General features: G+C 67.0%; 22 protein-coding genes. 17 read left to right on the forward strand and 5 right to left on the reverse strand.

The annotated features are described in order from the left end of the window. Nucleotides 1-92: 92 nt before the first annotated feature. The 17 genes from acpP (at nt 93) to KUD94_RS00660 (ending at nt 14,797) form a co-directional block, all read left to right on the forward strand. Nucleotides 93-332, forward strand: coding sequence for an acyl carrier protein (gene acpP, locus KUD94_RS00580; protein WP_003058049.1), 240 nt, complete (start codon nt 93-95; stop codon nt 330-332). A gap of 65 nt (nt 333-397) precedes the next feature. Then, nucleotides 398-1,642: a beta-ketoacyl-ACP synthase II gene (gene fabF / locus KUD94_RS00585; RefSeq protein ID WP_218237994.1), complete on the forward strand. Its 1,245-nt coding sequence runs from the start codon at nt 398-400 to the stop codon at nt 1,640-1,642. 105 nt (nt 1,643-1,747) lie between these two features. Continuing rightward, nucleotides 1,748-2,173: a hypothetical protein gene (locus KUD94_RS00590; RefSeq protein ID WP_218237995.1), complete on the forward strand. Its 426-nt coding sequence runs from the start codon at nt 1,748-1,750 to the stop codon at nt 2,171-2,173. Then, nucleotides 2,170-2,802: an RNA polymerase sigma factor RpoE gene (gene rpoE / locus KUD94_RS00595; RefSeq protein ID WP_218237996.1), complete on the forward strand. Its 633-nt coding sequence runs from the start codon at nt 2,170-2,172 to the stop codon at nt 2,800-2,802. The genes KUD94_RS00590 and rpoE overlap by 4 nt, the downstream gene beginning before the upstream one ends. A 43-nt stretch (nt 2,803-2,845) precedes the next feature. Next, on the forward strand, nt 2,846-3,451 hold the full coding sequence (locus KUD94_RS00600; protein WP_218237997.1) for a sigma-E factor negative regulatory protein: 606 nt from the start codon (nt 2,846-2,848) through the stop codon (nt 3,449-3,451). Between the two features lie 84 nt (nt 3,452-3,535). Beyond that, on the forward strand, nt 3,536-5,017 hold the full coding sequence (locus KUD94_RS00605; RefSeq protein WP_218237998.1) for a DegQ family serine endoprotease: 1,482 nt from the start codon (nt 3,536-3,538) through the stop codon (nt 5,015-5,017). A gap of 174 nt (nt 5,018-5,191) precedes the next feature. After that, complete coding sequence (lepA, locus tag KUD94_RS00610; RefSeq protein WP_218237999.1) at nt 5,192-7,000, forward strand: translation elongation factor 4; 1,809 nt, start codon at nt 5,192-5,194, stop codon at nt 6,998-7,000. 5 nt (nt 7,001-7,005) lie between these two features. Then, nucleotides 7,006-7,983, forward strand: a complete 978-nt coding sequence (gene lepB / locus KUD94_RS00615) for a signal peptidase I (protein WP_218238000.1) — start codon at nt 7,006-7,008, stop codon at nt 7,981-7,983. 10 nt (nt 7,984-7,993) lie between these two features. Then, nucleotides 7,994-8,359 carry a DUF4845 domain-containing protein gene (locus KUD94_RS00620; protein WP_218238001.1) on the forward strand — a complete coding sequence of 122 codons (366 nt, stop codon included), beginning with the start codon at nt 7,994-7,996 and terminating at the stop codon, nt 8,357-8,359. After that, complete coding sequence (rnc, locus tag KUD94_RS00625; RefSeq protein ID WP_218238002.1) at nt 8,359-9,042, forward strand: ribonuclease III; 684 nt, start codon at nt 8,359-8,361, stop codon at nt 9,040-9,042. Before KUD94_RS00620 ends, rnc begins: the two co-directional genes overlap by 1 nt. Continuing rightward, nucleotides 9,039-9,968 carry a GTPase Era gene (gene era / locus KUD94_RS00630; protein ID WP_218238003.1) on the forward strand — a complete coding sequence of 310 codons (930 nt, stop codon included), beginning with the start codon at nt 9,039-9,041 and terminating at the stop codon, nt 9,966-9,968. Before rnc ends, era begins: the two co-directional genes overlap by 4 nt. 53 nt (nt 9,969-10,021) lie before the next feature. Then, complete coding sequence (gene recO / locus KUD94_RS00635) at nt 10,022-10,777, forward strand: DNA repair protein RecO (RefSeq protein ID WP_218238004.1); 756 nt, start codon at nt 10,022-10,024, stop codon at nt 10,775-10,777. Further along, complete coding sequence (locus tag KUD94_RS00640) at nt 10,774-11,553, forward strand: pyridoxine 5'-phosphate synthase (protein WP_218238005.1); 780 nt, start codon at nt 10,774-10,776, stop codon at nt 11,551-11,553. The genes recO and KUD94_RS00640 overlap by 4 nt, the downstream gene beginning before the upstream one ends. Beyond that, entirely contained in the window at nt 11,550-12,206 is a 657-nt protein-coding gene (locus KUD94_RS00645; protein WP_255568924.1) for an N-methyl-D-aspartate receptor NMDAR2C subunit, read from the forward strand. The genes KUD94_RS00640 and KUD94_RS00645 overlap by 4 nt, the downstream gene beginning before the upstream one ends. Beyond that, on the forward strand, nt 12,203-12,598 hold the full coding sequence (acpS, locus tag KUD94_RS00650; RefSeq protein WP_218238006.1) for a holo-ACP synthase: 396 nt from the start codon (nt 12,203-12,205) through the stop codon (nt 12,596-12,598). Before KUD94_RS00645 ends, acpS begins: the two co-directional genes overlap by 4 nt. Before the next feature lie 58 nt (nt 12,599-12,656). Beyond that, a complete protein-coding gene (gene nagZ / locus KUD94_RS00655; protein ID WP_218238007.1) occupies nt 12,657-13,739 on the forward strand; it encodes a beta-N-acetylhexosaminidase in 1,083 nt (360 codons plus the stop codon). A gap of 2 nt (nt 13,740-13,741) precedes the next feature. Further along, nucleotides 13,742-14,797 carry a 6-phosphofructokinase gene (locus KUD94_RS00660; RefSeq protein ID WP_218239143.1) on the forward strand — a complete coding sequence of 352 codons (1,056 nt, stop codon included), beginning with the start codon at nt 13,742-13,744 and terminating at the stop codon, nt 14,795-14,797. An 18-nt stretch (nt 14,798-14,815) separates the two neighbouring features. Here the strand turns inward: KUD94_RS00660 and KUD94_RS00665 are convergent, their stop codons facing one another. The 5 genes from KUD94_RS00665 to KUD94_RS00685 form a co-directional block, all read right to left on the reverse strand. Next, nucleotides 14,816-15,517, reverse strand: a complete 702-nt coding sequence (locus tag KUD94_RS00665; RefSeq protein WP_218239144.1) for an ABC transporter ATP-binding protein — start codon at nt 15,515-15,517, stop codon at nt 14,816-14,818. A 20-nt stretch (nt 15,518-15,537) separates the two neighbouring features. Beyond that, nucleotides 15,538-16,305 (reverse strand): high-affinity branched-chain amino acid ABC transporter ATP-binding protein LivG, encoded by a 768-nt coding sequence (gene livG / locus KUD94_RS00670; protein ID WP_218238008.1) that lies wholly within the window; start codon nt 16,303-16,305, stop codon nt 15,538-15,540. Next, entirely contained in the window at nt 16,302-17,555 is a 1,254-nt protein-coding gene (locus tag KUD94_RS00675) for a high-affinity branched-chain amino acid ABC transporter permease LivM (RefSeq protein WP_218238009.1), read from the reverse strand. The genes livG and KUD94_RS00675 overlap by 4 nt, the downstream gene beginning before the upstream one ends. Then, entirely contained in the window at nt 17,555-18,484 is a 930-nt protein-coding gene (livH, locus tag KUD94_RS00680; protein WP_218238010.1) for a high-affinity branched-chain amino acid ABC transporter permease LivH, read from the reverse strand. Before livH ends, KUD94_RS00675 begins: the two co-directional genes overlap by 1 nt. A gap of 128 nt (nt 18,485-18,612) precedes the next feature. After that, a complete protein-coding gene (locus KUD94_RS00685) occupies nt 18,613-19,668 on the reverse strand; it encodes a high-affinity branched-chain amino acid ABC transporter substrate-binding protein (protein ID WP_370625903.1) in 1,056 nt (351 codons plus the stop codon). Nucleotides 19,669-19,854: the final 186 nt, after the last annotated feature.

Raw genomic sequence — 19,854 nt, forward strand, 5'->3', positions numbered from 1 at the left:
GGGCGCCGGGCGCCGCCCGGCGGGCAGGCTGCGGCCATATGCCGTGCGGCTAGAATCTCCGATTTGTTCACAACCCCAAGACGGAACCCCCCATGAGCGATATCGAAGCACGTGTCAAGAAGATCATCGCCGAGCAGCTCGGCGTGGAAGAGTCCCAGGTCACCAATGAAAAGGCTTTCGTGGCCGACCTCGGTGCCGACTCGCTGGACACGGTCGAACTGGTGATGGCACTGGAAGACGAATTCGGCATCGAGATCCCCGACGAAGACGCGGAAAAGATCACGACGGTGCAAAACGCCATCGACTACGCCAATACCCACCAGAAGGCTTAAACGCCCCTGCTGCCACCCTGCATGGTGCCGGGGCCGGGCAGTTCTCATTTTGGAAAGCTGAACGCATGAGCCGACGTCGCGTCGTCGTGACCGGCCTGGGTTGCGTCACCCCCGTGGGAAACACGGTGCGTGAGGCCTGGGCCAACATTCTGGCTGGCCGCTCCGGTATCGGCCCCATCACGCGCTTTGACGCCTCCGCCTTCGCCTGCCGCATCGCCGGCGAGGTCAAGGGCTTCGACCTGGATGCCTACATGACATCCAAGGAGGCGCGCACCATGGATACCTTCATCCACTACGGCATCGCCGCGGCCGAGGAGGCGGTGCGCGACGCCGGCCTGCCCGTGGGCGACGCGCTGAGCGAGGAGCTGGCGGTGCGCATAGGCTGCATCGTCGGGTCCGGCATAGGCGGGCTGCCGCTGATCGAGAACACGCACGCCGAGCTCGCGGCGCGCGGGCCGCGGCGCATCACGCCGTTTTTCGTGCCCGCGTCCATCATCAACATGGTGGCCGGGCATGTGTCCATGCGCTTTGGCTTCAAGGGCCCCAACCTCTCGGTGGTCACGGCCTGCACGACCGGCCTGCACTGCATAGGGGAGGCGGCGCGCAAGATTGAATATGGCGATGCCGACGTGATCGTCGCCGGCGGCACCGAAGCGACGGTCTCGCCGCTGGGCGTGGGTGGCTTTGCCGCGATGCGCGCGCTGTCCACGCGCAACGACGACCCCGAAGGTGCCTCGCGCCCCTGGGACAAGGACCGCGACGGCTTCGTGCTTGGCGAAGGCGCGGGCGTGCTGGTGCTCGAGGAATACGAGCATGCCAAGGCGCGCGGCGCGAAGATGTATGCCGAGCTCTCGGGCTACGGCATGAGCGCCGACGCCGGTCACATGACCGCGCCGAACATGGACGGCCCCCGGCGCGCCATGCTGGCAGCGCTGCACAACGCCGGAGTCAATGCCGACGAGGTCGACTACCTCAACGCCCACGGCACCTCCACCCCGCTGGGCGACGTCAACGAAACCAATGCGATCAAGGCGGCGCTGGGCGATGCGGCGCGCAAGCTGGTGGTGAGCTCGACCAAGTCCATGACCGGGCATCTGCTGGGCGGCGCCGGCGGCATAGAGAGCGTGTTCACCGTGCTGAGCTTGCACGAGCAAAAAGTGCCGCCCACGATCAATCTGCTCAACCAGGATCCCGAGTGCGACCTGGACTACTGCGCCAACACGGCGCGCGACATGCCGGTCAAGGTCGCGCTCAAGAACAACTTCGGTTTTGGTGGAACCAACGGCACGCTGGTATTTCGGCGTGTATGAGCCCCTTGGCCCGGGGCGCTGCGCGGGCCTGAGTTGATGTCCGCACGCATTTGCCATCAGGCCCCGGCTGCCTCCTGCCCTCTTGCCCCCGCTGCATCGGCGGGCGTGGCTGCGCTCACGCTCTCGACGGGCGGGCTGGCGCTGCTGCTCGCCTGGCGGCTGTCCCAGGCGCCGAGCGCGGCCGCGGCCCTGGCGGGCGCGCTGGTCTGGCTGGCCAGCGCGCTGCTGGCCTGGCGCTGGTGGCGGGCCGGTGCAAGCGGCGTTTTGCAGTGGGACACGCAGCAGTGGCTGCTGTGTGGCGAAGGCGGCGACGCCGTGCCCTGCGGCGCGCCCGAGGTTTGCCTGGATTTGCAGCGCCTGATGTTGGTGCGCGTGAGGCCGCAGGGCAGGGCAGCGCAATGGCTTTGGCTGCAGCACCGCGGCCCGGCTCAGGGCTGGTCGGCCCTGCGCAGGGCGGTGTTTGCCGGGGGCGCACAGGCGCGTGCGGCCGCAGTGCCGGCGCCGGTCATGGCGCCCGAGGGCCGCACATGAGCGGCGAAGACGCCCCCGAGACGCCGGTCAACAGCGACATGCAGCTGGTCGAGCGCACCGTCGCGGGCGACCAGCGCGCCTACGAGCTGCTGGTGATCAAGTACCAGCGCCGCATCGAGCGCCTGATCGGCCGCATGGTGCGCGACGTCGACCTGGTGCAGGACATCGCCCAGGAAACCTTTTTGCGCGCCTATCGGGCGCTGCACCAGTTTCGCGGGGATGCGCAGTTTTATACCTGGTTGTATCGCATAGCCGTCAATACCGCGAAGAAGACGCTGATGGACCTCAAGCGCGATCCGCTCATCACCGAAAGTGCGCTGCGCAAGGCCTCCGACGAAGACGATGAAACTTCCGTGTTCACCCGCGAACTAACGACCGGCGAAACACCGGAGACGGTGCTGGCGGCGCAGGAAGTGGCGCAGGCCGTGAATGCGGCGCTGGAGGCCTTGCCGGCCGAGTTGCGCCAGGCGGTGACGCTGCGCGAAATCGAAGGCTTGAGCTACGAAGAGATCGCGCAGGCCATGGCCTGCCCCATAGGCACCGTGCGCTCGCGGATCTTTCGCGCACGTGAAGCGATCTCGGCCAAGGTCAAGCCCCTGCTGGAGCAACGCACGGGCAAGCGCTGGTAGAGGTCTGGATGGTGACAGTTGGAGACAGAATCGGGACAAGGCCATGATTGAGCAAGATGCTATGTACGAACGCCTGTCGGCTCTGGCTGACGGCGAGCTGGCGGAGCATGAATGCGCCGAGGTGCTGGCCTATGCGGGCTCCGAGTCGGGCCGCGCGGCCTGGCAGGCTTACCACGTGATTGGCGACGTGATGCGTGGTGTGCCGGTGGCGCCCACGCTCGACGCGAACATGCTGCAGCGCCTGCGCGCGCAGCTCGCGCAGGAGACGCTTGCCCTGGGCCCGCGTGCCGTGGCCGCGCCCGTCGCGCGCCTGGATCAGACGCAGCGCGAAGCGGCCAACGCTTCGCTGTGGCACTGGCGGCTGGCGGCAGGTTTTGCCTCCTTGACCGCGGCCGTGGCGCTGGGCTGGACCGCCTATGGCAGCCTGGGCGGCGCCCAGCAAGGGGCGCAGCTCGCGCATGCGCAGTTGCCCGCAGCGGGCGCGCCAGCCACGGTGGCATCGGCCCTGGTCGTGAACGAGCAGAACATCATTCGCGACCCGCGCCTCGATGAAATCATGCGCCAGACCGGACGCAACAACGGCATGAGCGTGATCATGCGCGAACCGCTGTTTCGCAACGCTTCGCTGGAATCCGGGGCGCGCCCTTGAATCTTGCCGCGCGCTCTCTTTGTGCGGCCGCACCGGCTCTGCGCGCTCTTGCGTGCCGCCCGAACCCCGAATGAGGACATGACGATGAATTTGCGCACCCACGCAGGCCAGCGGGCCCGCTCGCTGGCACTGGCCCTGGCCGTGCCGCTGCTCGCCGGCTCCAGTTTCGCGCTGATGCCGCTGCCGGTGCAGGCGCAGTCGGCGCCGGTGGTGCGCGGTCTGCCCGATTTCACCGAGCTCGTCGAGCTGGTCGGCCCCTCGGTGGTGAACATCCGCACGCTGGAGAAGGCCAGGAGCGAGGGCGCCCCGGAGGGCATGGACGAGGACATGCTGGAGTTCTTCCGGCGTTTCGGCATTCCGATTCCGAACATGCCGCGCCGGCGCGGCCAGCGCCCCGGCGGGCCGCAGGAGCAGCCGCGCGGCGTGGGCTCGGGCTTCATTCTGACGGCGGACGGCTACGTGATGACCAACGCCCACGTGGTCGAGGGCGCCGACGAGCTGCTGGTGACGCTCACCGACAAGCGCGAATTCAAGGCCAAGCTCGTGGGTGCGGACAAGCGCTCTGACGTGGCCGTGGTCAAGATCGACGCCAGCGGCCTGCCGGCGGTCAAGATCGGCGACGTCACCCGCCTGAAGGTGGGCGAATGGGTGATGGCCATCGGCTCGCCCTTCGGGCTGGAGAACACGGTCACCGCGGGCATCGTCAGCGCCAAGCAGCGCGACACCGGCGACTATCTGCCCTTCATCCAGACCGACGTGGCCATCAACCCGGGCAACTCGGGCGGGCCCTTGATCAACATGCGCGGCGAGGTGGTCGGCATCAACAGCCAGATCTATTCGCGCTCGGGCGGTTTCATGGGCATTTCCTTTGCGATTCCGATCGACGAGGCCATGCGCGTGAGCGACCAGTTGCGCGCCAGCGGGCGCGTCAGCCGCGGGCGCATCGGCGTGCAGATCGAGCCGGTGACGCGCGAGATCGCCGAATCCATGGGTCTTGCCAAGGCGCAGGGCGCGCTGGTGCGCGGCGTCGAAGTCGGCTCGCCCGCAGAGAAGGCCGGCATCCAGGCCGGGGACGTGATCACGCAATACGACGGCAAGGCGGTCGAGAAGGTCTCCGACCTGCCGCGCATGGTGGGCAACACCAAGCCCGGCACGCGCGCGGCCATCACCGTCTGGCACCGCGGCGCCGCGCGCGAGCTGAATGTCACGGTGGCCGAGCTCAAGGCCGATGCCGATGAGGCGGAGCGCGCCGACGACGAGGAAAGCCCGAAGGAAAAACCTTCGGCAGCGGCGCAGCAATGGGGCTTGAGCGTGGCCGAGATCACGGCCGAGCAGGCGCGCGAGCTGCGCCTCAAGGGCGGCGTGCGCGTCGTCTCCGTCGATGGCCCCGCTGCGCGCGCCGGGCTCAAGCCGGACGACGTGATCGTGGCGCTGGGCACGAGCGACGTGCATACGCTCAAGGATTTTGAAGCGGCACTGGCCAAGGCCGACCGCAAGAAGCCGCTCAGCGTGATGTTTCGGCGCGGCGAATGGGCGCAGTACGCGCTGATTCGGCCCGACAAGTGAAGGGGCGGCCGGTAAAATCCGGCGCTGCGGCGCGCCAGGCGTGCCGCCCCCGCCCCGCTACAATGGCTTCCCAACTTTACGCAGATGCCGGTTGGTCCGGGGGCGCGTCGCATCGCTGACGCGCCTTTTTTTATGGCCTCTGGCGGGCCGGCGCGGCCTCATTTCGGTTGTCGGATGAAACACATCAGGAATTTTTCCATCATTGCGCACATCGACCACGGCAAGTCGACGCTGGCCGACCGCATCATCCAGCGCTGCGGCGGCCTGCAGGAGCGCGAGATGCAGGCGCAGGTGCTCGATTCCATGGAGATCGAAAAGGAGCGCGGCATCACCATCAAGGCCCAGACCGCGGCGCTGCAATACCAGGCCAGAGATGGCCAGATCTACAACTTGAACCTGATCGACACCCCGGGCCATGTGGACTTCTCCTATGAGGTGAGCCGCTCGCTTTCGGCCTGCGAGGGCGCGCTGCTGGTGGTGGACGCGAGCCAGGGCGTGGAAGCGCAGACCGTGGCCAATTGCTACACCGCGCTGGACCTGGGCGTGGAGGTGTTGCCGGTCCTGAACAAGATGGATCTGCCGCAGGCCGATCCGGACAACGCCAAGGCCGAGATCGAGGACGTGATCGGCATCGATGCGAGCGACGCGATTCCGTGTTCCGCCAAGACTGGGCTGGGCATAGACGACATCCTGGAGGCGGTGGTCGCCAAGGTGCCGCCGCCCCGGGGCGATGCCGATGGGCCGCTGCGCGCGATGATCATCGACTCGTGGTTCGACAGCTACGTCGGCGTGGTCATGCTGGTGCGCATGGTCGATGGCCAACTGCGCAAGGGCGAGCGCATCAAGCTCATGGCCACGGGCGCGGCCTACGAGGCCAACCAGATCGGCGTGTTCACCCCGGCCCAGCAGCTGCGCGAGGTCTTGCGTGCGGGCGAGGTGGGCTACGTCATCTGCGGCATCAAGGAGCTCAAGGCGGCCAAGGTGGGAGACACCATCACGCTTGAAAAAAAGCTGCCCAACAACGCAGGACCCGCTACCCAGGCGTTGCCCGGTTTCAAGGAGGTCCAACCCCAGGTCTTTGCCGGGCTTTATCCGACCGAGGCCAACCAATACGACCAGTTGCGCGACGCGCTGGAAAAACTCCAGCTCAACGACGCCTCGCTGCATTACGAGCCCGAGGTCAGCCAGGCGCTGGGCTTCGGCTTTCGCTGCGGCTTTCTGGGTTTGCTGCACATGGAGATCGTGCAGGAGCGCCTGGAGCGCGAGTTCGATCAGGACTTGATCACGACCGCGCCCAGCGTGGTGTATGAGGTGCTCAAGGGCGACGGCGAGCTGATCCACGTGGAAAACCCCTCGAAGATGCCCGACCAGGGCCATATCGAGGAGGTGCGCGAGCCCATCGTCACGGTGCATCTGTACATGCCGCAGGACTATGTGGGGCCCGTGATGACGCTGGCCAACCAGAAGCGCGGCATCCAGCTGAACATGCAATACCACGGCCGCCAGGTGATGCTGACCTATGAGCTGCCGCTGGGCGAGATCGTGCTGGACTTCTTCGACAAGCTCAAGTCGATCTCGCGCGGCTATGCCTCGATGGACTATGAGTTCAAGGAGTACCGCGCTTCGGACGTGGTCAAGGTGGACATCCTGCTCAACGGCGAGAAGGTCGATGCGCTGTCGATCATCGTGCACCGCAGCCAGGCGCAGTTTCGCGGCCGGGCGGTGGTGGCCAAGATGCGCGAGATCATCAGCCGCCAGATGTTCGACGTGGCCATACAGGCCGCGATCGGCGCCAACATCATTGCACGCGAGACGGTCAAGGCCTTGCGCAAGAACGTGCTGGCCAAGTGCTATGGCGGCGACATCTCGCGCAAGAGAAAGCTGCTGGAAAAGCAGAAGGCCGGCAAGAAGCGCATGAAGCAGATCGGCTCGGTCGAGGTTCCGCAGGAAGCGTTTCTCGCCATCCTGCAAGTGGAGGATTGAACTTCATGCGCGCCATTCCCGCCATCACGGCCGTCATCCTGGCGGCCTTCGTTGCCTACATCGTCGCCTGGTACCTGGGCTCCATCGAAGGCAATTTCGCGCTGCTGCTGATGCTGGCCACGCTGGTCACCGGGCTGTACTGGGTGGCCGAGCGCTGGTACTTTCTGCCCCGGCGCCGGCGCGCTGCCGAGGCGCTGGAGGCTGCGGCCGCACAGCGGCGCGCCGAGCTCGACCGCATGGGCATCGCCAAGACGGACGAATCCGACAGCCGCGAAGCGCGCGCGCGCCTGCTGGCCCAGCCCTGGTGGCTGGACTGGACGGCGGGGCTCTTTCCGGTGATTGCCGCGGTCTTCCTGCTGCGCTCCTTCCTGTTCGAGCCGTTCAAGATTCCCTCGGGCTCGATGATTCCGACCCTGCTCGTGGGCGACCTCATCCTGGTCAACAAATTCACCTATGGCCTGCGCCTGCCGGTATTCAACACGCGCATCACCCAGGGCAATGCGCCCCAGCGCGGCGACGTCATGGTGTTTCGCTATCCGCCCCAGCCCAGCCTGGACTACATCAAGCGGGTGGTCGGGGTGCCGGGCGACGAGGTGGCTTATCTGAACAAGCGCCTGAGCATCAATGGCCAGGAGGTGGCGATCAAGGAACTGCCCGAATTCTTCGACCAGGATGCGATGCGCTACTTCACGCAGCGCCAGGAGCAGCTGGGCACGCACACGCACAACATCATCGTGAACAAGGACGTGCCGGCCTTCATCCAGGGCGCGAGCCAGTTCAAATACCGCGACCATTGCAACTACAGCGTCGAAGGCGTGGTCTGCAAGGTGCCCGAGGGTCAGTATTTCATGATGGGCGACAACCGGGATAATTCGCTCGATTCGCGCTACTGGGGGTTCGTGCCGGAAGAGAACATCGTGGGCAAGGCCTTTTTTGTCTGGATGAATTTCGGTAACCTTAAGCGCATCGGTTCATTTGACTGAAGGAGGGGCCATGGTGAAGCAGCGCAATGCACTGGTGGGCAAGCAAAGGGGCTTGTCGTTTCTTGGCGTGATCTTCATCGGTGTGTTTGCGGTAGCGGCCTTTGCTGTCGGCGGACAGTCGGTGCCCATCCTGCTTGAATACCAGGCGATCAAGAAGGCCGCGACCAAAGCGGCGCGCGAGGAATCGAGCGTGGCCGGCATCCGCGCGGCATTCGATCGCGCTGCCGCGATCGACGATATTTCATCCATCTCCGGCAAGGACCTGGAAGTCACCAAGCGCAACGACAAGATCGTGGTGAGCTTCAAGTACGAGCGCGAAATCGCGCTGTTCGGGCCGGCCTACCTCGTCTACCGCTTCCAGGATTCGGTCAATTAGTGCCCAGCGAGCTTCTTGACGCCTTGCAGCAGCGGCTGCAGCACCGGTTTGCCGACACGGGGCTGCTGCTGCGGGCGCTCACCCATCGCAGCCACGGCGCCGAGCACAACGAACGCCTGGAGTTCCTGGGCGACGCGGTGCTGGAGCTGGCGGTTTCCACGCTTTTGTACACCCGCATGCAGCAGCTACCCGAGGGCGAGCTCTCGCGCGTGCGCGCGCTGCTGGTGCGCCAGGATTCGCTGCACCGCATTGCCCTGCGCCTGCAACTGCCGCCGGTGCTGCGCCTGGGCGAGGGCGAGGCCCGCTCGGGCGGGCGCGAGCGCCCGTCCATCCTGGCCGATGCGGTCGAGGCGCTGATCGGCGCGGTGTTTCTTGATGCCGGCTACGACGGCGCCACCGCCCTGGTCGGGCGCTTGTTCGAGGGCGTGCGCTTGGACGGCCAGCTGCAGGCTTCGGCCAAGGACGCCAAGACCGCGCTGCAGGAATGGCTGCAGGGGCGGCGCATGCAGTTGCCGCGCTACAGCGTGGTGGCCACCAGCGGTGCGGCGCACCACCAGGTCTTTGAAGTGGACTGCGAAGTGGCCGAACGGTCGCTGAGCGAACGCGGACAGGGCGCCACCCGGCGCGCGGCCGAGCAGGAGGCGGCCAAGGCCATGTTGCAACGTTTGAAGGCAGGCCAATGAGCGATACCCAGGCGCCAGAGCCCGACGCTGCTGGCCAGCGCTGCGGGCTGATTGCCATCGTGGGCAAGCCCAATGTGGGCAAATCGACGCTGATCAATGCGCTGGTAGGGCAGAAGATTTCCATCACCAGCCGCAAGGCGCAGACCACGCGCCATCGCATCATGGGCATACGCACGCGCGGCAGGGCGCAGTTCGTGTTTGTCGACACGCCGGGCTTTCAGACGCGCCACGGCTCGGCGCTGAACAAGTCGCTGAACAAGGCGGTGCTGGGCGCGGTGAACGACGTGGACCTGGTGCTCTTCGTGGTCGAGGCGGGCAGTTTCTCGCTGCAGGACGCGACGGTGCTGAGCCTGCTCAAGAGCGACATTCCCGCGCTGCTCGTGGCCAACAAGCTCGACACCGTGCACCGGCGCGCCGAGATCGCGCCCTGGCTCAAGAGCATGCAGGAGCGCCATCCCTTTGCCGAGTTCGTGCCCATGTCTGCGCGCAAGCCGGCCGACGTCGAACGCCTGCTCGACCTGGTCGAGCGCTACCTGCCCGAGCAGCCCTGGTGGCATGCCGAGGACGAGCTGACCGACCGCAACGAGCGCTTCCTGGTCAGCGAGACGGTGCGTGAGAAACTCTTTCGCCTGACCGGGGATGAGCTTCCCTATACCTCCACCGTGGTAGTAGACCAGTTCAAGGAAGAACCCAGCCCGCGCCACGGCCGATTCGTGCGCATTGCGGCGACCATCGTCGTCGAGCGCGACAGCCACAAGGCCATGGTGATCGGCGACAAGGGCGAGCGGCTCAAGCGCATAGGCTCGGAGGCGCGCCAGGAGCTCGAGCGCCTGATGCAGGCCAAGGTCTTTCTCGAGCTGTGGGTCAAGGTGCGCTCGGGCTGGGCCGACGACGCGGCGCGCGTGCGCTCCTTCGGTTACGAGTGAGGCGCGCCGCTGCATCCGCCCGGCAGCGCACCAGCTCTTGCACGCACAGCCCCATGGCCACACGCCGCATCACCGATGAGCCCGCCTACATCCTGCACAGCCATGCCTTCAGTGAATCGAGCCTGATCCTGGAAGTGTTCAGCCGCCACCACGGGCGCGTGGCGCTGCTGGCCAAGGGCGCGAAGAAGCCCACCTCGGGCTTTCGGCCGGTGCTGCTCTCGCTCATGCCGCTGCGCCTGGCCTGGGGCGTGAGCGCGGCGGCCGAGGTGCAGACGCTCAGGGCGGCCGAATGGATGGGCGGGCATGTGATGCCTGTGGGCGAAGCGCTGCTCTCAGGGCTCTACCTCAATGAGCTGCTGCTGCGCCTGCTGGCGCGCGACGACCCGCAGCCGCGGCTGTTCGACCTGTATGCGGGCGCGGTGCAGCTGCTGGCCGGCGCACACGGCGAGGTGCTGGAGCCGGCCCTGCGCGCCTTCGAGCTGCTGCTTCTGCGCGCGCTCGGCCTGCTGCCGCGGTTGGACGAGGAAACCGCCACCGGCGCGCCGCTGCCCGCGCAGTCGGCCTTTGTGCTCGTGGCCGAGGCCGGTTTGCGCCCGGCGCTGGCCGGCGAGCGCGGTGCGCTCGAGGGCCAGCGCTGGCAGCAACTGGAGCAGGCGTTTGGCCAGGCCCAGCCCCTGCTTGCCATGCTGCGCGTCTGCGCGCCAGTGGCCGCAGAGCTCAAGCCGCAGTTGCGCGCGCTGCTGCAATACCATTGTGGCTCGCCCCTGCTGCGCACGCGCCAGCTTCTGATGGACCTGCAATCGTTATGAGCCCCAGCCCCGCGACCGCGCTGTCGGTCAATGTCAACAAGGTCGCCCTGGTGCGCAATACGCGCCACCTGGGCATACCCAGCGTGCTCACCGCCGCCCGGGCCTGTCTGCGCGCCGGTGCTCACGGCATCACCGTGCACCCGCGCCCCGACGGGCGCCACATCCGCGCGCAGGACGTGGCCGATCTGGCCGCGCTGCTGCGCGACTGGCCGGGGGCCGAGTACAACATCGAGGGCAATCCGACGCAGAACCTGATGGACTTCATTCGCCAGGTGCGCCCCAGCCAGGCCACCTTCGTGCCCGACAGCGAAGACCAGTTCACCAGCGACCATGGCTGGAGCTTCCCCGAGGACGCAGAGCGCCTGCGCCCGCTGATCGCCGAATGCCATGCGCTGGGCGTGCGCGTGAGCCTGTTCATGGACCCGGTCGCGGCGCAGATGGCGCCGGCGCGCGCCGTGGGCGCCGACCGCATCGAGCTCTACACCGAGCCCTATGCCGCCGCCTGGGGCACGCCCGGGCAGGAGGCGCAGCTGCAGCGCTATGCCGAGGCGGCGCACGCGGCGCTGCAGGCGGGCCTGGGCGTGAACGCCGGGCACGACCTCAATCTGCACAACCTCGCCGCCTTCGTCGCGCGCGTGCCGGGCCTGCTCGAAGTGTCCATTGGCCATGCCTTCATCTCCGACGCGCTGGAGCTCGGCTACGAGCGTGCGGTGCAGGCCTACCTGGCCTGCATGGACCGCGGCATGGCCGAGCGCGCCGCAGGGCCAGCGCGGTGAACGCGGTGCACGAGCTGCTGCAGCACAGCTGGAGCACGGCCTGGCAGCAGCTTGGCCTGCCCTCGGGCGCGGCCGACGAGCAGCTGCGCGGCAAGCTGCTGGCCGCCTGGGGCGGGCCGGAGCGCAAGTACCACGCACTCGGCCATCTGCAGCAGTGCCTCAGGGCGCTGGAGTCGGTCTGGAGCCTGCCCGAGCGACCGGCCGAACTGGCGATTGCGCTGTGGTTCCATGACGCGATCTACGAGGTGCGCGCATCCGACAACGAGCGGCGCAGCGCCGACTGGGCCGCGCAGGCGCTCATAGAGCACGGCGCGCCCGAGCAGGTGTGCGCGCGCGTGCACGCCCTGGTGATGGACACCTGCCACGCGGCGCAGCCGGCCACGGCCGACGGCCTGTGGATGGTAGACATCGACCTGGGCATCCTCGGCGCCTCGCCCGAGCGCTATGCACAGTACGAAGCGCAGATCCGCGAGGAATACGCCTGGGTGCCGAGCTGGCTCTACCGGCGCAAGCGCCGTGCGCTGCTGCGCCAATTCCTCGGGCGCGACACGATCTACGGCACGCCCTACTTTCGCATGCTGCTGGAGCTGCCCGCGCGGCGCAATCTGGAGCAGGCCGTCGCCGCCCTGGGCGGCAGACCGGCGCGGACATGATCTACGGCATAGGCACCGACATCTGCGACGTGCGCCGTATCCAGGCGAGCCTGCAGCGCCATGGCGAGCGCTTTGCGCAAAGAATCCTCTGCGACGCGGAGCTCGCCGTCTGGCAGGCACGCAGCCGCCGCTGGCCAGAGCGCGGCGTGCGCTATCTTGCCACCCGGTTTTCCGCCAAGGAGGCGTTTTCCAAGGCGGTCGGGCTCGGCATGGTCATGCCCATGACCTGGCGCTCCTGCGAAATCCTGAACCTGCCGGGCGGGCGCCCCGCCGTGCGCCTGCACGCGGCGCTGGCACAGTGGTTTGACGAGCGCCGCCTGCTCTGCCACCTGAGCCTGACCGACGAGAGCGACTACGCCGCAAGTTTCTGCGTGGTAGAAAAAATTGAATGAAATCGGCCTCTAGCGCCCGCGGATAAAGCGCTACCAGCTATCAAAAACGGAGATTGCCATGCCCGAACAATCACCTTTGATCATCGACGTCGCCGCCACCACGCTGAGCGCGGACGACCGGCGCCGGCTCGCGCACCCGCTGGTCGGCGGCCTCACCCTGTTCACGCGCAACTGGGAAAGCCGCGCCCAGCTGGTGGATCTGGTGGCCGAGATCAAGGCCTTGCGCGCCGACCTGCTGGTCTGCGTCGACCACGAGGGCGGGCGGGTGCAGCGCTTCAGGAGCGACGGCTTCACCCATCTGCCGCCAATGCGTGCACTCGGCAGGATGTGGATGCAAGACGGCAGGAAAGGCGAGGGCAGCGGGGCGATGCGCGCACTCAACGCTGCCACCGCCACCGGCTACGTGCTGGGCGCGGAGCTGCGCGCCTGCGGCGTGGACTTGTCGTTCACGCCGGTGCTCGATCTGGACCACGGCAGCAGCGGCGTGGTTGGCGACCGCGCGCTGCACCGCGACCCGCGCGTGGTGGCGGCGCTGGCTCGTGCGCTGATGCACGGCCTGCGGCAGGCCGGCATGGCCAATTGCGGCAAGCACTTTCCCGGCCATGGCTTTGCGGCCGCAGATTCGCATGTGGATCTGCCCGTGGATGAGCGCAGCCTCAAGGCCATCCTGGCGGACGACGCCGCGCCTTACCCCTGGCTGCGCAGCGCGCTCGCCAGCGTGATGCCGGCGCACGTCGTCTATCCGCGCGTCGATGCGCGCCCGGCGGGCTTTTCGCGCCGCTGGCTGCAGGACATCCTGCGCGAGCGCCTGGGTTTTGACGGCGCCATCTTCAGCGACGACCTGAGCATGGAGGGCGCGCGCCGCCTTGCCGGCCAGCCGCTGGGCTATGCCGATGCGGCGCTGGCGGCGCTGGCGGCCGGCTGCGACATGGTCTTGCTGTGCAACCAGAGCCTGGGCGAGGGCCGGGGGCTGGACGAGCTGATCGACGGCCTGGAGCGCGCGCTGCAGCAAGGGCACTGGCAGCCCGACGGCGCGGGCGAAGAGCGGCGCCTGGCGCTGCTGCCGCAGACGCCGCCACTGCCCTGGGACGAGCTGATGCTGCAGCCGGCCTACATGGCGGCGCTGGAGCAGCTGGCGTGAAGCTGCGCGTAGGCATGCTGACGGGCGGCGGCGACTGCCCGGGGCTCAACGCCGTCATCCGCGCAGTGACCAAGTCGCTGATCCGCCACGGCCAGTGCGAGGTGCTGGGCATAGAGGACGGCTTTCAGGGCCTGATGGAGCAGGTGCCGCGCGTGCAGCGGCTGGACTGGCAGCGCGTGAGCGGCATCCTGCACCTGGGCGGCACCATCTTGGGCACGAGCAACAGCGCCAACCCGCTGCGCGATGCAAGCACGCTCGCCCAGGTGGCCCGCAACCTGGCAGTGCTGCAGCTGGACGTGCTGGTAGCCATAGGCGGCGACGGCACCATGAGTCTGGCCCACGGCGTGGCCCAGGCCACGGGCGTGCACTGCGTGGGCGTGCCCAAGACCATAGACAACGACATTGCGCACTGCGAGCGCAGCTTCGGCTTTGACACCGCCGTCACCACTGCGGCCGAGGCGCTGCGCCGCCTGGAGAGCACCGCCAGCAGCCACCACCGCGTGATGATCGTCGAGACCATGGGGCGCCACGCCGGCTGGCTGGCGCTGGAGGCGGGCCTGGCGGGCGCCGCCGACGTCATCCTGCTGCCCGAGATCGACTACGACATCGAGGCCGTGGCCGCGCATTGCCGCGCGCGCGAGCAGCGCCAGCGCTACACCATCATCTGCATGGGCGAGGGCGCCAAGGCCAGGGGCGCGGGCCTCACGGTGCGCGAGCAGGTCGCGGGCAGCCCCGACCCGGTGCGTCTGGGCGGCGTGGGCCACGTGCTGCGCACACAGTTGCAGCCGCTGCTGGCGAGCGAGGTGCGCACCACGGTGCTCGGCCACCTGCAGCGCGGCGGCGACCCCACGCCGTTCGACCGCGTGCTGGCCACGCGCTTTGGCCACCATGCGGCGCAACTGGTGGTGCAGCGGCGCTTCGGCCAGATGGCCACGCTGCAGCACGGGCGCATAGGCAGCGTGCCCATGGCAGAGGTGGCCAATGTGCAGCGCACCGTGGCGCGCGGGCATGAGCTTGTCACCATGGCGCGCGACATCGGCGTCTGCCTGGGCGACTGACCGCCGGCGCCGGCGTGTTCAGCCGCCGAGGTAGGCCTTGCGGATGTCGGGATTGGCCAGCAGGTTGGCGCCGGTGTCTTCCATCACCAGGTGGCCGTTTTCCAGCACGTAGCCGCGATCGGCGATGGACAGCGCGCGGTTGGCGTTCTGTTCGACCAGAAACACCGTCACGCCGTCGGCGCGCACGGTTTCGATGATCTCGAAGATCTGCGCGATGATGAGCGGCGCCAGGCCGAGCGTGGGTTCGTCGAGCAGCAGCAGGTGCGGTTCGCTCATCAGCGCGCGGCCTATGGCCAGCATTTGCTGCTCGCCGCCGCTCATGGTGCCGGCGCGCTGGTTGGCGCGGTCCTTCAGGCGCGGGAACAGCTCGAAGACGTGGGTCACGCCCTTGTCGATCGCGTCCTTGTCCTGGAAGAAGCCGCCCATCTTGAGGTTTTCCAGCACCGTGAGCTGCGGGAACACGCGCCGCCCCTCGGGCGAGACCGCAAGACCCATGCGCATGATCTCGTGCGTGGGCGCATGGGTGATGTCGCGGCCTTCCAGGATCACCCTGCCGCCGCTGGCGCGCGGCGTGCCGCAGATGGTCATCAAGAGCGATGTCTTGCCCGCGCCGTTGGCACCAATCAGCGAGACGATCTCGCCCTGGTTGACGTGCAGCGACACCTCATTGACGGCACAGATCGCGCCGTAGTGGGTGGACAGCTTCTCCAGTTGGAGCATGGGAGTGGTGCTGGCATTCATCAGGCTTCTCCCAGGTAGGCCTTGATGACCCGCTCGTCGTTGCGCACCGCTTCGGGCGTGCCCAGGGCAATCGGGCGCCCGTACTCCATCACCAGAATGCGTTCGGAGACGCCCATCACCAATCCCATGTCGTGTTCGATCAGCAGCACCGTCACACCGTAGTCGCGGCGCAGGCGGTCGATCAGCTGCTGCAAGTCCTTCTTTTCCTGCGGGTTCAGGCCCGCCGCCGGCTCGTCGAGCATCAGCAGACGCGGCCCGGTGATCATGCAGCGCGCGATCTCCAGGCGCCGCTGGTGGCCGTAGGCGAGGTTGCCGGCCTCGCGGTTGGCGTACTGGCGCAACTCCATCACGTCAAGCCATTTGAGCGCGTTGTGGATCTTGAGCTGTTCGCTCTCGCGGTAGCGCCGGGTGTTGAACAGGCCAGACAGCGGCGGCGGGCGGTGCTGGCGGTGCTGGGCCACGAGCAGGTTTTCCAGCACCGTCATGCTCTTGAACAGGCGCACGTTCTGGAAGGTGCGCACCACGCCTTCATTGGCCACGTGGTGGCTGGGGTGGCCGGCGATGCTCTTGCCATTGAGCGCGATGGCACCGGTCGTGGGCTTGTAAAAACCGCTGATGCAGTTGAACACCGTCGTCTTGCCCGCGCCATTGGGCCCGATGATGGCGAAGATCTCCTTGGGGCTCACCTCGAAGCTGATGCCGTCGACCGCCAGCAGGCCGCCAAAGCGCATGCTCAAGTCCTTGACGGTGAGAATCGGCGCGCTCATTGCGGCACCTCCACCTGGTGGCGCTTCATCGGCAGCAGGCCCTGCGGGCGCCAGACCATCATCACGATCATCACGAAGCCGAAGATCAGCATGCGGTACTGGGAAAATTCACGCGCGAACTCGGGCAGCACGGTGAGCACGATGGCCGCGACGATCACCCCGAGCTGCGAGCCCATGCCGCCGAGCACCACGATGGCCAGGATCAGCGCCGATTCGATGAAGGTGAAGGATTCGGGGTTGACGATGCCCTGGCGCGCGGCGAAGAAGGCGCCGCCAAAGCCCGCGAACATGGCCCCGAGCGTGAAGGCCGAGAGCTTGATCTTCATCGGGCTCATGCCAAGCGAGCGGCAGGCGATCTCGTCTTCGCGCAGCGCCTCCCAGGAGCGGCCTATGGGCATGCGTATCAGGCGGTTGCTGATATACAGCGTGATGCAGGCGAGCAGCAGCGCCATCAGGTAGAGAAAGATCACCATGTGCATGGTGTTGAACTCGATGCCGAAGAACTGGTGGAAGGTGGTGCCGCCTTCCACCGTGGGGTTGCGCGTCATCGGCAGGCCGAACACCGTCGGCTTGGGCAGACCGGCGATGCCGTCGGGCCCGCCGGTGAAGTCCACCAGGTTGACCAGCAGCAGGCGGATGATTTCGCCAAAACCCAAGGTCACGATGGCCAGGTAGTCGCCGCGCAGGCGCAGTACCGGAAAACCCAGGATGAAGCCGAAGAAGGCCGAGACCGCGCCGGTCAGCGGCAGCGCCTCCCAGAAACTCCAGCCCGCCCAGTGGTAGAGCATGGCGAAGGTGTAGGCGCCGGTAGCGTAAAAGCCGACGAAGCCCAGGTCCAGCAGCCCGGCAAAGCCGACGACGATGTTCAGGCCCAGGCCCAGCATCACGTAGATCAGCGTGAGCGTGGCGATGTCCACCGAATTGCGCCCGCCAAAAAAGGGCCAGATCACGGCGGCCATCAGCACCGCCAGCACCAGCACGCGGTGCTGGCCTGGCTCGAAGCTGGGTAGCGCAGGCAATTTCAGCGTCGGCAGGCGCGGGAACACCAGCGGGCGCAAAAATTGCACCACGAAGACTGCGAGGCACCCCCAGAGCAGGGTGGACCAGTTGGGCACCAGCGTGGTGCGCGCGCCGGCGCGCTCCAGGTGCAGCGTGAACGAGGGCAGCAGCACGATCGCCGCGAGCACGGTCGCGACGATGGCGCCGCGCAGCGCGCCGCGCACGTCGGTGGAGGATGCGGTGCTTGCCATCAGACTTTCTCCACTTCGGGTTTGCCCAGCAGCCCGGTGGGGCGGAACATCAGGATCAGCACCAGCAGCGCGAAGGCGACGATGTCCTTGTATTCGGACGAGATGTAGGCTGCGGCCAGGGTCTCGGCAATGCCCAGGATCACGCCGCCGAGCATGGCGCCGGGGATGCTGCCTATGCCGCCGAGCACGGCCGCGGTGAAGGCCTTGATGCCGGCGATGAAACCGATGAAGGGGTTGAGCTTGCCCACGGCCAGGGCGATCAGCACGCCGCCGACGGCCGCCAGTATCGCCCCCAGGACGAAGGTAAAAGAGATCACGCGGTTGGTGTCTATGCCCAGCAGATTGGCCATGTGCATGTCCTGCGAGCAGGCGCGGCTGGCGCGGCCCATGCGCGAGTTGCGGATGTACAGCGTGAGCAAGACCATGAGCACCACGGTGACGGCGATCACCAGCACGCGGGCATAGGGAATGAAAATCTCGAAGCCGCCGCCCTCGCCGCCAAAGCGCATCGCGCCGGGAATCAGCGCGGGCACCGCCATGTCGCGCGCGCCCTGGCCCAGCGCCATCCAGTTCTGCAGGAAGATGGACATGCCGATGGCAGAGATCAGCGGCACCAGGCGCGGGCTGCCGCGCAGCGGCTTGTACGCGAGCTGCTCGACCACGTAGCCGTAGACGGCGGTGACCAGCACCGCGACCAGCAGCATCAGCGTGATCACCAGCCACACCGGCAGGCCGCTTTGCACGCCCACGGCGGACAGCGTGACCAGCCCGACGTAGGCGCCGATCATGTAGATCTCGCCGTGTGCGAAGTTGATCATGCCGATGATGCCGTAGACCATCGTGTAGCCGATGGCGATCAGCGCATAGATGGCGCCGAGCGACAGGCCATTGAAGAGCTGCTGCAGCAGCTGGGGTAGGAAATCAGACATGGAGGCCCTCGGGCAAAGCGCGCACGGCCATGGTGCGCACTCTAGGGAGCAAATACGGCAGCGCCGCCTGACGGTGCTGCAGCGGTATGCACTGCAGCACGGCGGCGGCGCTCAGCCTGTGGCCAGGCTTACTTCACGAGGGACTTGGAGCCGTCCTTGTGCCACTCGAAGACCTGGAACTCGAAGGACTTCAGGTCGCCCTTGGCATCCCAGCTGGTGGCGCCCAGCGGCGTTTCGAAGGTGGTGGCGTGCATGTGGTCGGCCACCTTCTTGGCATCGTCGCCCACGGCCTTGACGCTGTCCAGAATCACCTGGGCAGCGGCATAGGAGGTCAGCTGGAAGGCGCCCGAAGCGTCGCGCTTCTTGTCCTTGAAGGCCTTGACCACCGCAGCGTTCTTGGGGTTGGAGGCAAAGTCGGCGGGCAGCGTCAGCAGCATGCCTTCGACGGCCGGGCCGGCAATCGCGTTGATCTCGGGGTTGCCCACGCCCTCGGGGCCCATGAGCTTGACCTTCAGGCCTTGCTCGCCGGCCTGGCGCAGCAGCAGACCCATTTCGGGGTGGTAGCCGCCGTAGTAGACGAAGTCCACGCCCGCGCTCTTGAGCTTGGTGATGACGGCGGAGTAGTCGCTGTCGCCGGCGTTGATGCCTTCGAACAGTGCCACGTCCACGCCGGCCTTCTTCAGGTCGTCGCGCACCGCAGAGGCGATGCCCTGGCCATAGGACTGCTTGTCGTGCAGCACCGCAACCTTGGTCGGCTTGATCTTCTCGATGATGAACTTGGCGGCGGACGGACCCTGCTGGTCATCGCGGCCGATGGTGCGGAAGATGTAGTGGAAGTTCTTGCCGTCCGTCAGCGCGGGCGAGGTGGCCGAGGGCGTGACCACGACCACGCCTTCGTTGTTGTAGATCGGTGCGGCGGCAATCGAGGCACCCGAGCAGACCGGGCCGACGACGTAGTGGATCTTGTCGTTGACCACGCGGTTGGCGGCAACCGGTCCTTGCTTGGGTTCGCAGGCGTCGTCAACCACCACGGTTTCGACCTTCTTGCCATTGATGCCGCCGGCAGCGTTCACGATTTCCACGGCGGTGAGCACGCCTTCCTTGATCATGTCACCGTACTGGGTGAGCGGGCCGGTGGCCGGGATCACCATGGCGATCTTGACCTGCGCGTGCGCGGGGAACATCAGCGATGCACTGGCCAGGCCAATCGCACCCACCAGGGTATGCAAGCGGAATTTCATGGAGTCTCTTTTCAAATTGGTAGAAGTGAAAAATCTCTGCGACGCCGGTAAGCGCCTGCGAGAGGGACAAGGTTAACCGTTTGCGACCGTTTGACCATCGGGAAAACCTGATGTCGGCCGCGGGTTTTG

This window comes from Comamonas sp. NLF-1-9, assembly GCF_019195435.1.
Classification (GTDB): domain Bacteria; phylum Pseudomonadota; class Gammaproteobacteria; order Burkholderiales; family Burkholderiaceae_C; genus Comamonas_C.

Bases quoted from the DNA above. Each gene is read 5' to 3' on its own strand.
- KUD94_RS00685 (WP_370625903.1), bottom strand. From the start codon at position 19,668: ATGTTCCCCGCGCACGCGCAGGTCAAGATCGCCATGGTGATCCCGGCC.
- era (WP_218238003.1), top strand. From the start codon at position 9,039: ATGAGCGATACCCAGGCGCCAGAGCCCGACGCTGCTGGCCAGCGCTGC.
- acpS (WP_218238006.1), top strand. From the start codon at position 12,203: ATGATCTACGGCATAGGCACCGACATCTGCGACGTGCGCCGTATCCAG.
- recO (WP_218238004.1), top strand. From the start codon at position 10,022: ATGGCCACACGCCGCATCACCGATGAGCCCGCCTACATCCTGCACAGC.
- lepA (WP_218237999.1), top strand. From the start codon at position 5,192: ATGAAACACATCAGGAATTTTTCCATCATTGCGCACATCGACCACGGC.
- livG (WP_218238008.1), bottom strand. From the start codon at position 16,305: ATGAGCGCGCCGATTCTCACCGTCAAGGACTTGAGCATGCGCTTTGGC.
- livH (WP_218238010.1), bottom strand. From the start codon at position 18,484: ATGTCTGATTTCCTACCCCAGCTGCTGCAGCAGCTCTTCAATGGCCTG.
- KUD94_RS00675 (WP_218238009.1), bottom strand. From the start codon at position 17,555: ATGGCAAGCACCGCATCCTCCACCGACGTGCGCGGCGCGCTGCGCGGC.
- lepB (WP_218238000.1), top strand. From the start codon at position 7,006: ATGCGCGCCATTCCCGCCATCACGGCCGTCATCCTGGCGGCCTTCGTT.
- fabF (WP_218237994.1), top strand. From the start codon at position 398: ATGAGCCGACGTCGCGTCGTCGTGACCGGCCTGGGTTGCGTCACCCCC.
- KUD94_RS00605 (WP_218237998.1), top strand. From the start codon at position 3,536: ATGAATTTGCGCACCCACGCAGGCCAGCGGGCCCGCTCGCTGGCACTG.
- KUD94_RS00640 (WP_218238005.1), top strand. From the start codon at position 10,774: ATGAGCCCCAGCCCCGCGACCGCGCTGTCGGTCAATGTCAACAAGGTC.
- nagZ (WP_218238007.1), top strand. From the start codon at position 12,657: ATGCCCGAACAATCACCTTTGATCATCGACGTCGCCGCCACCACGCTG.
- KUD94_RS00665 (WP_218239144.1), bottom strand. From the start codon at position 15,517: ATGCTCCAACTGGAGAAGCTGTCCACCCACTACGGCGCGATCTGTGCC.
- KUD94_RS00620 (WP_218238001.1), top strand. From the start codon at position 7,994: ATGGTGAAGCAGCGCAATGCACTGGTGGGCAAGCAAAGGGGCTTGTCG.
- rpoE (WP_218237996.1), top strand. From the start codon at position 2,170: ATGAGCGGCGAAGACGCCCCCGAGACGCCGGTCAACAGCGACATGCAG.
- acpP (WP_003058049.1), top strand. From the start codon at position 93: ATGAGCGATATCGAAGCACGTGTCAAGAAGATCATCGCCGAGCAGCTC.
- KUD94_RS00600 (WP_218237997.1), top strand. From the start codon at position 2,846: ATGATTGAGCAAGATGCTATGTACGAACGCCTGTCGGCTCTGGCTGAC.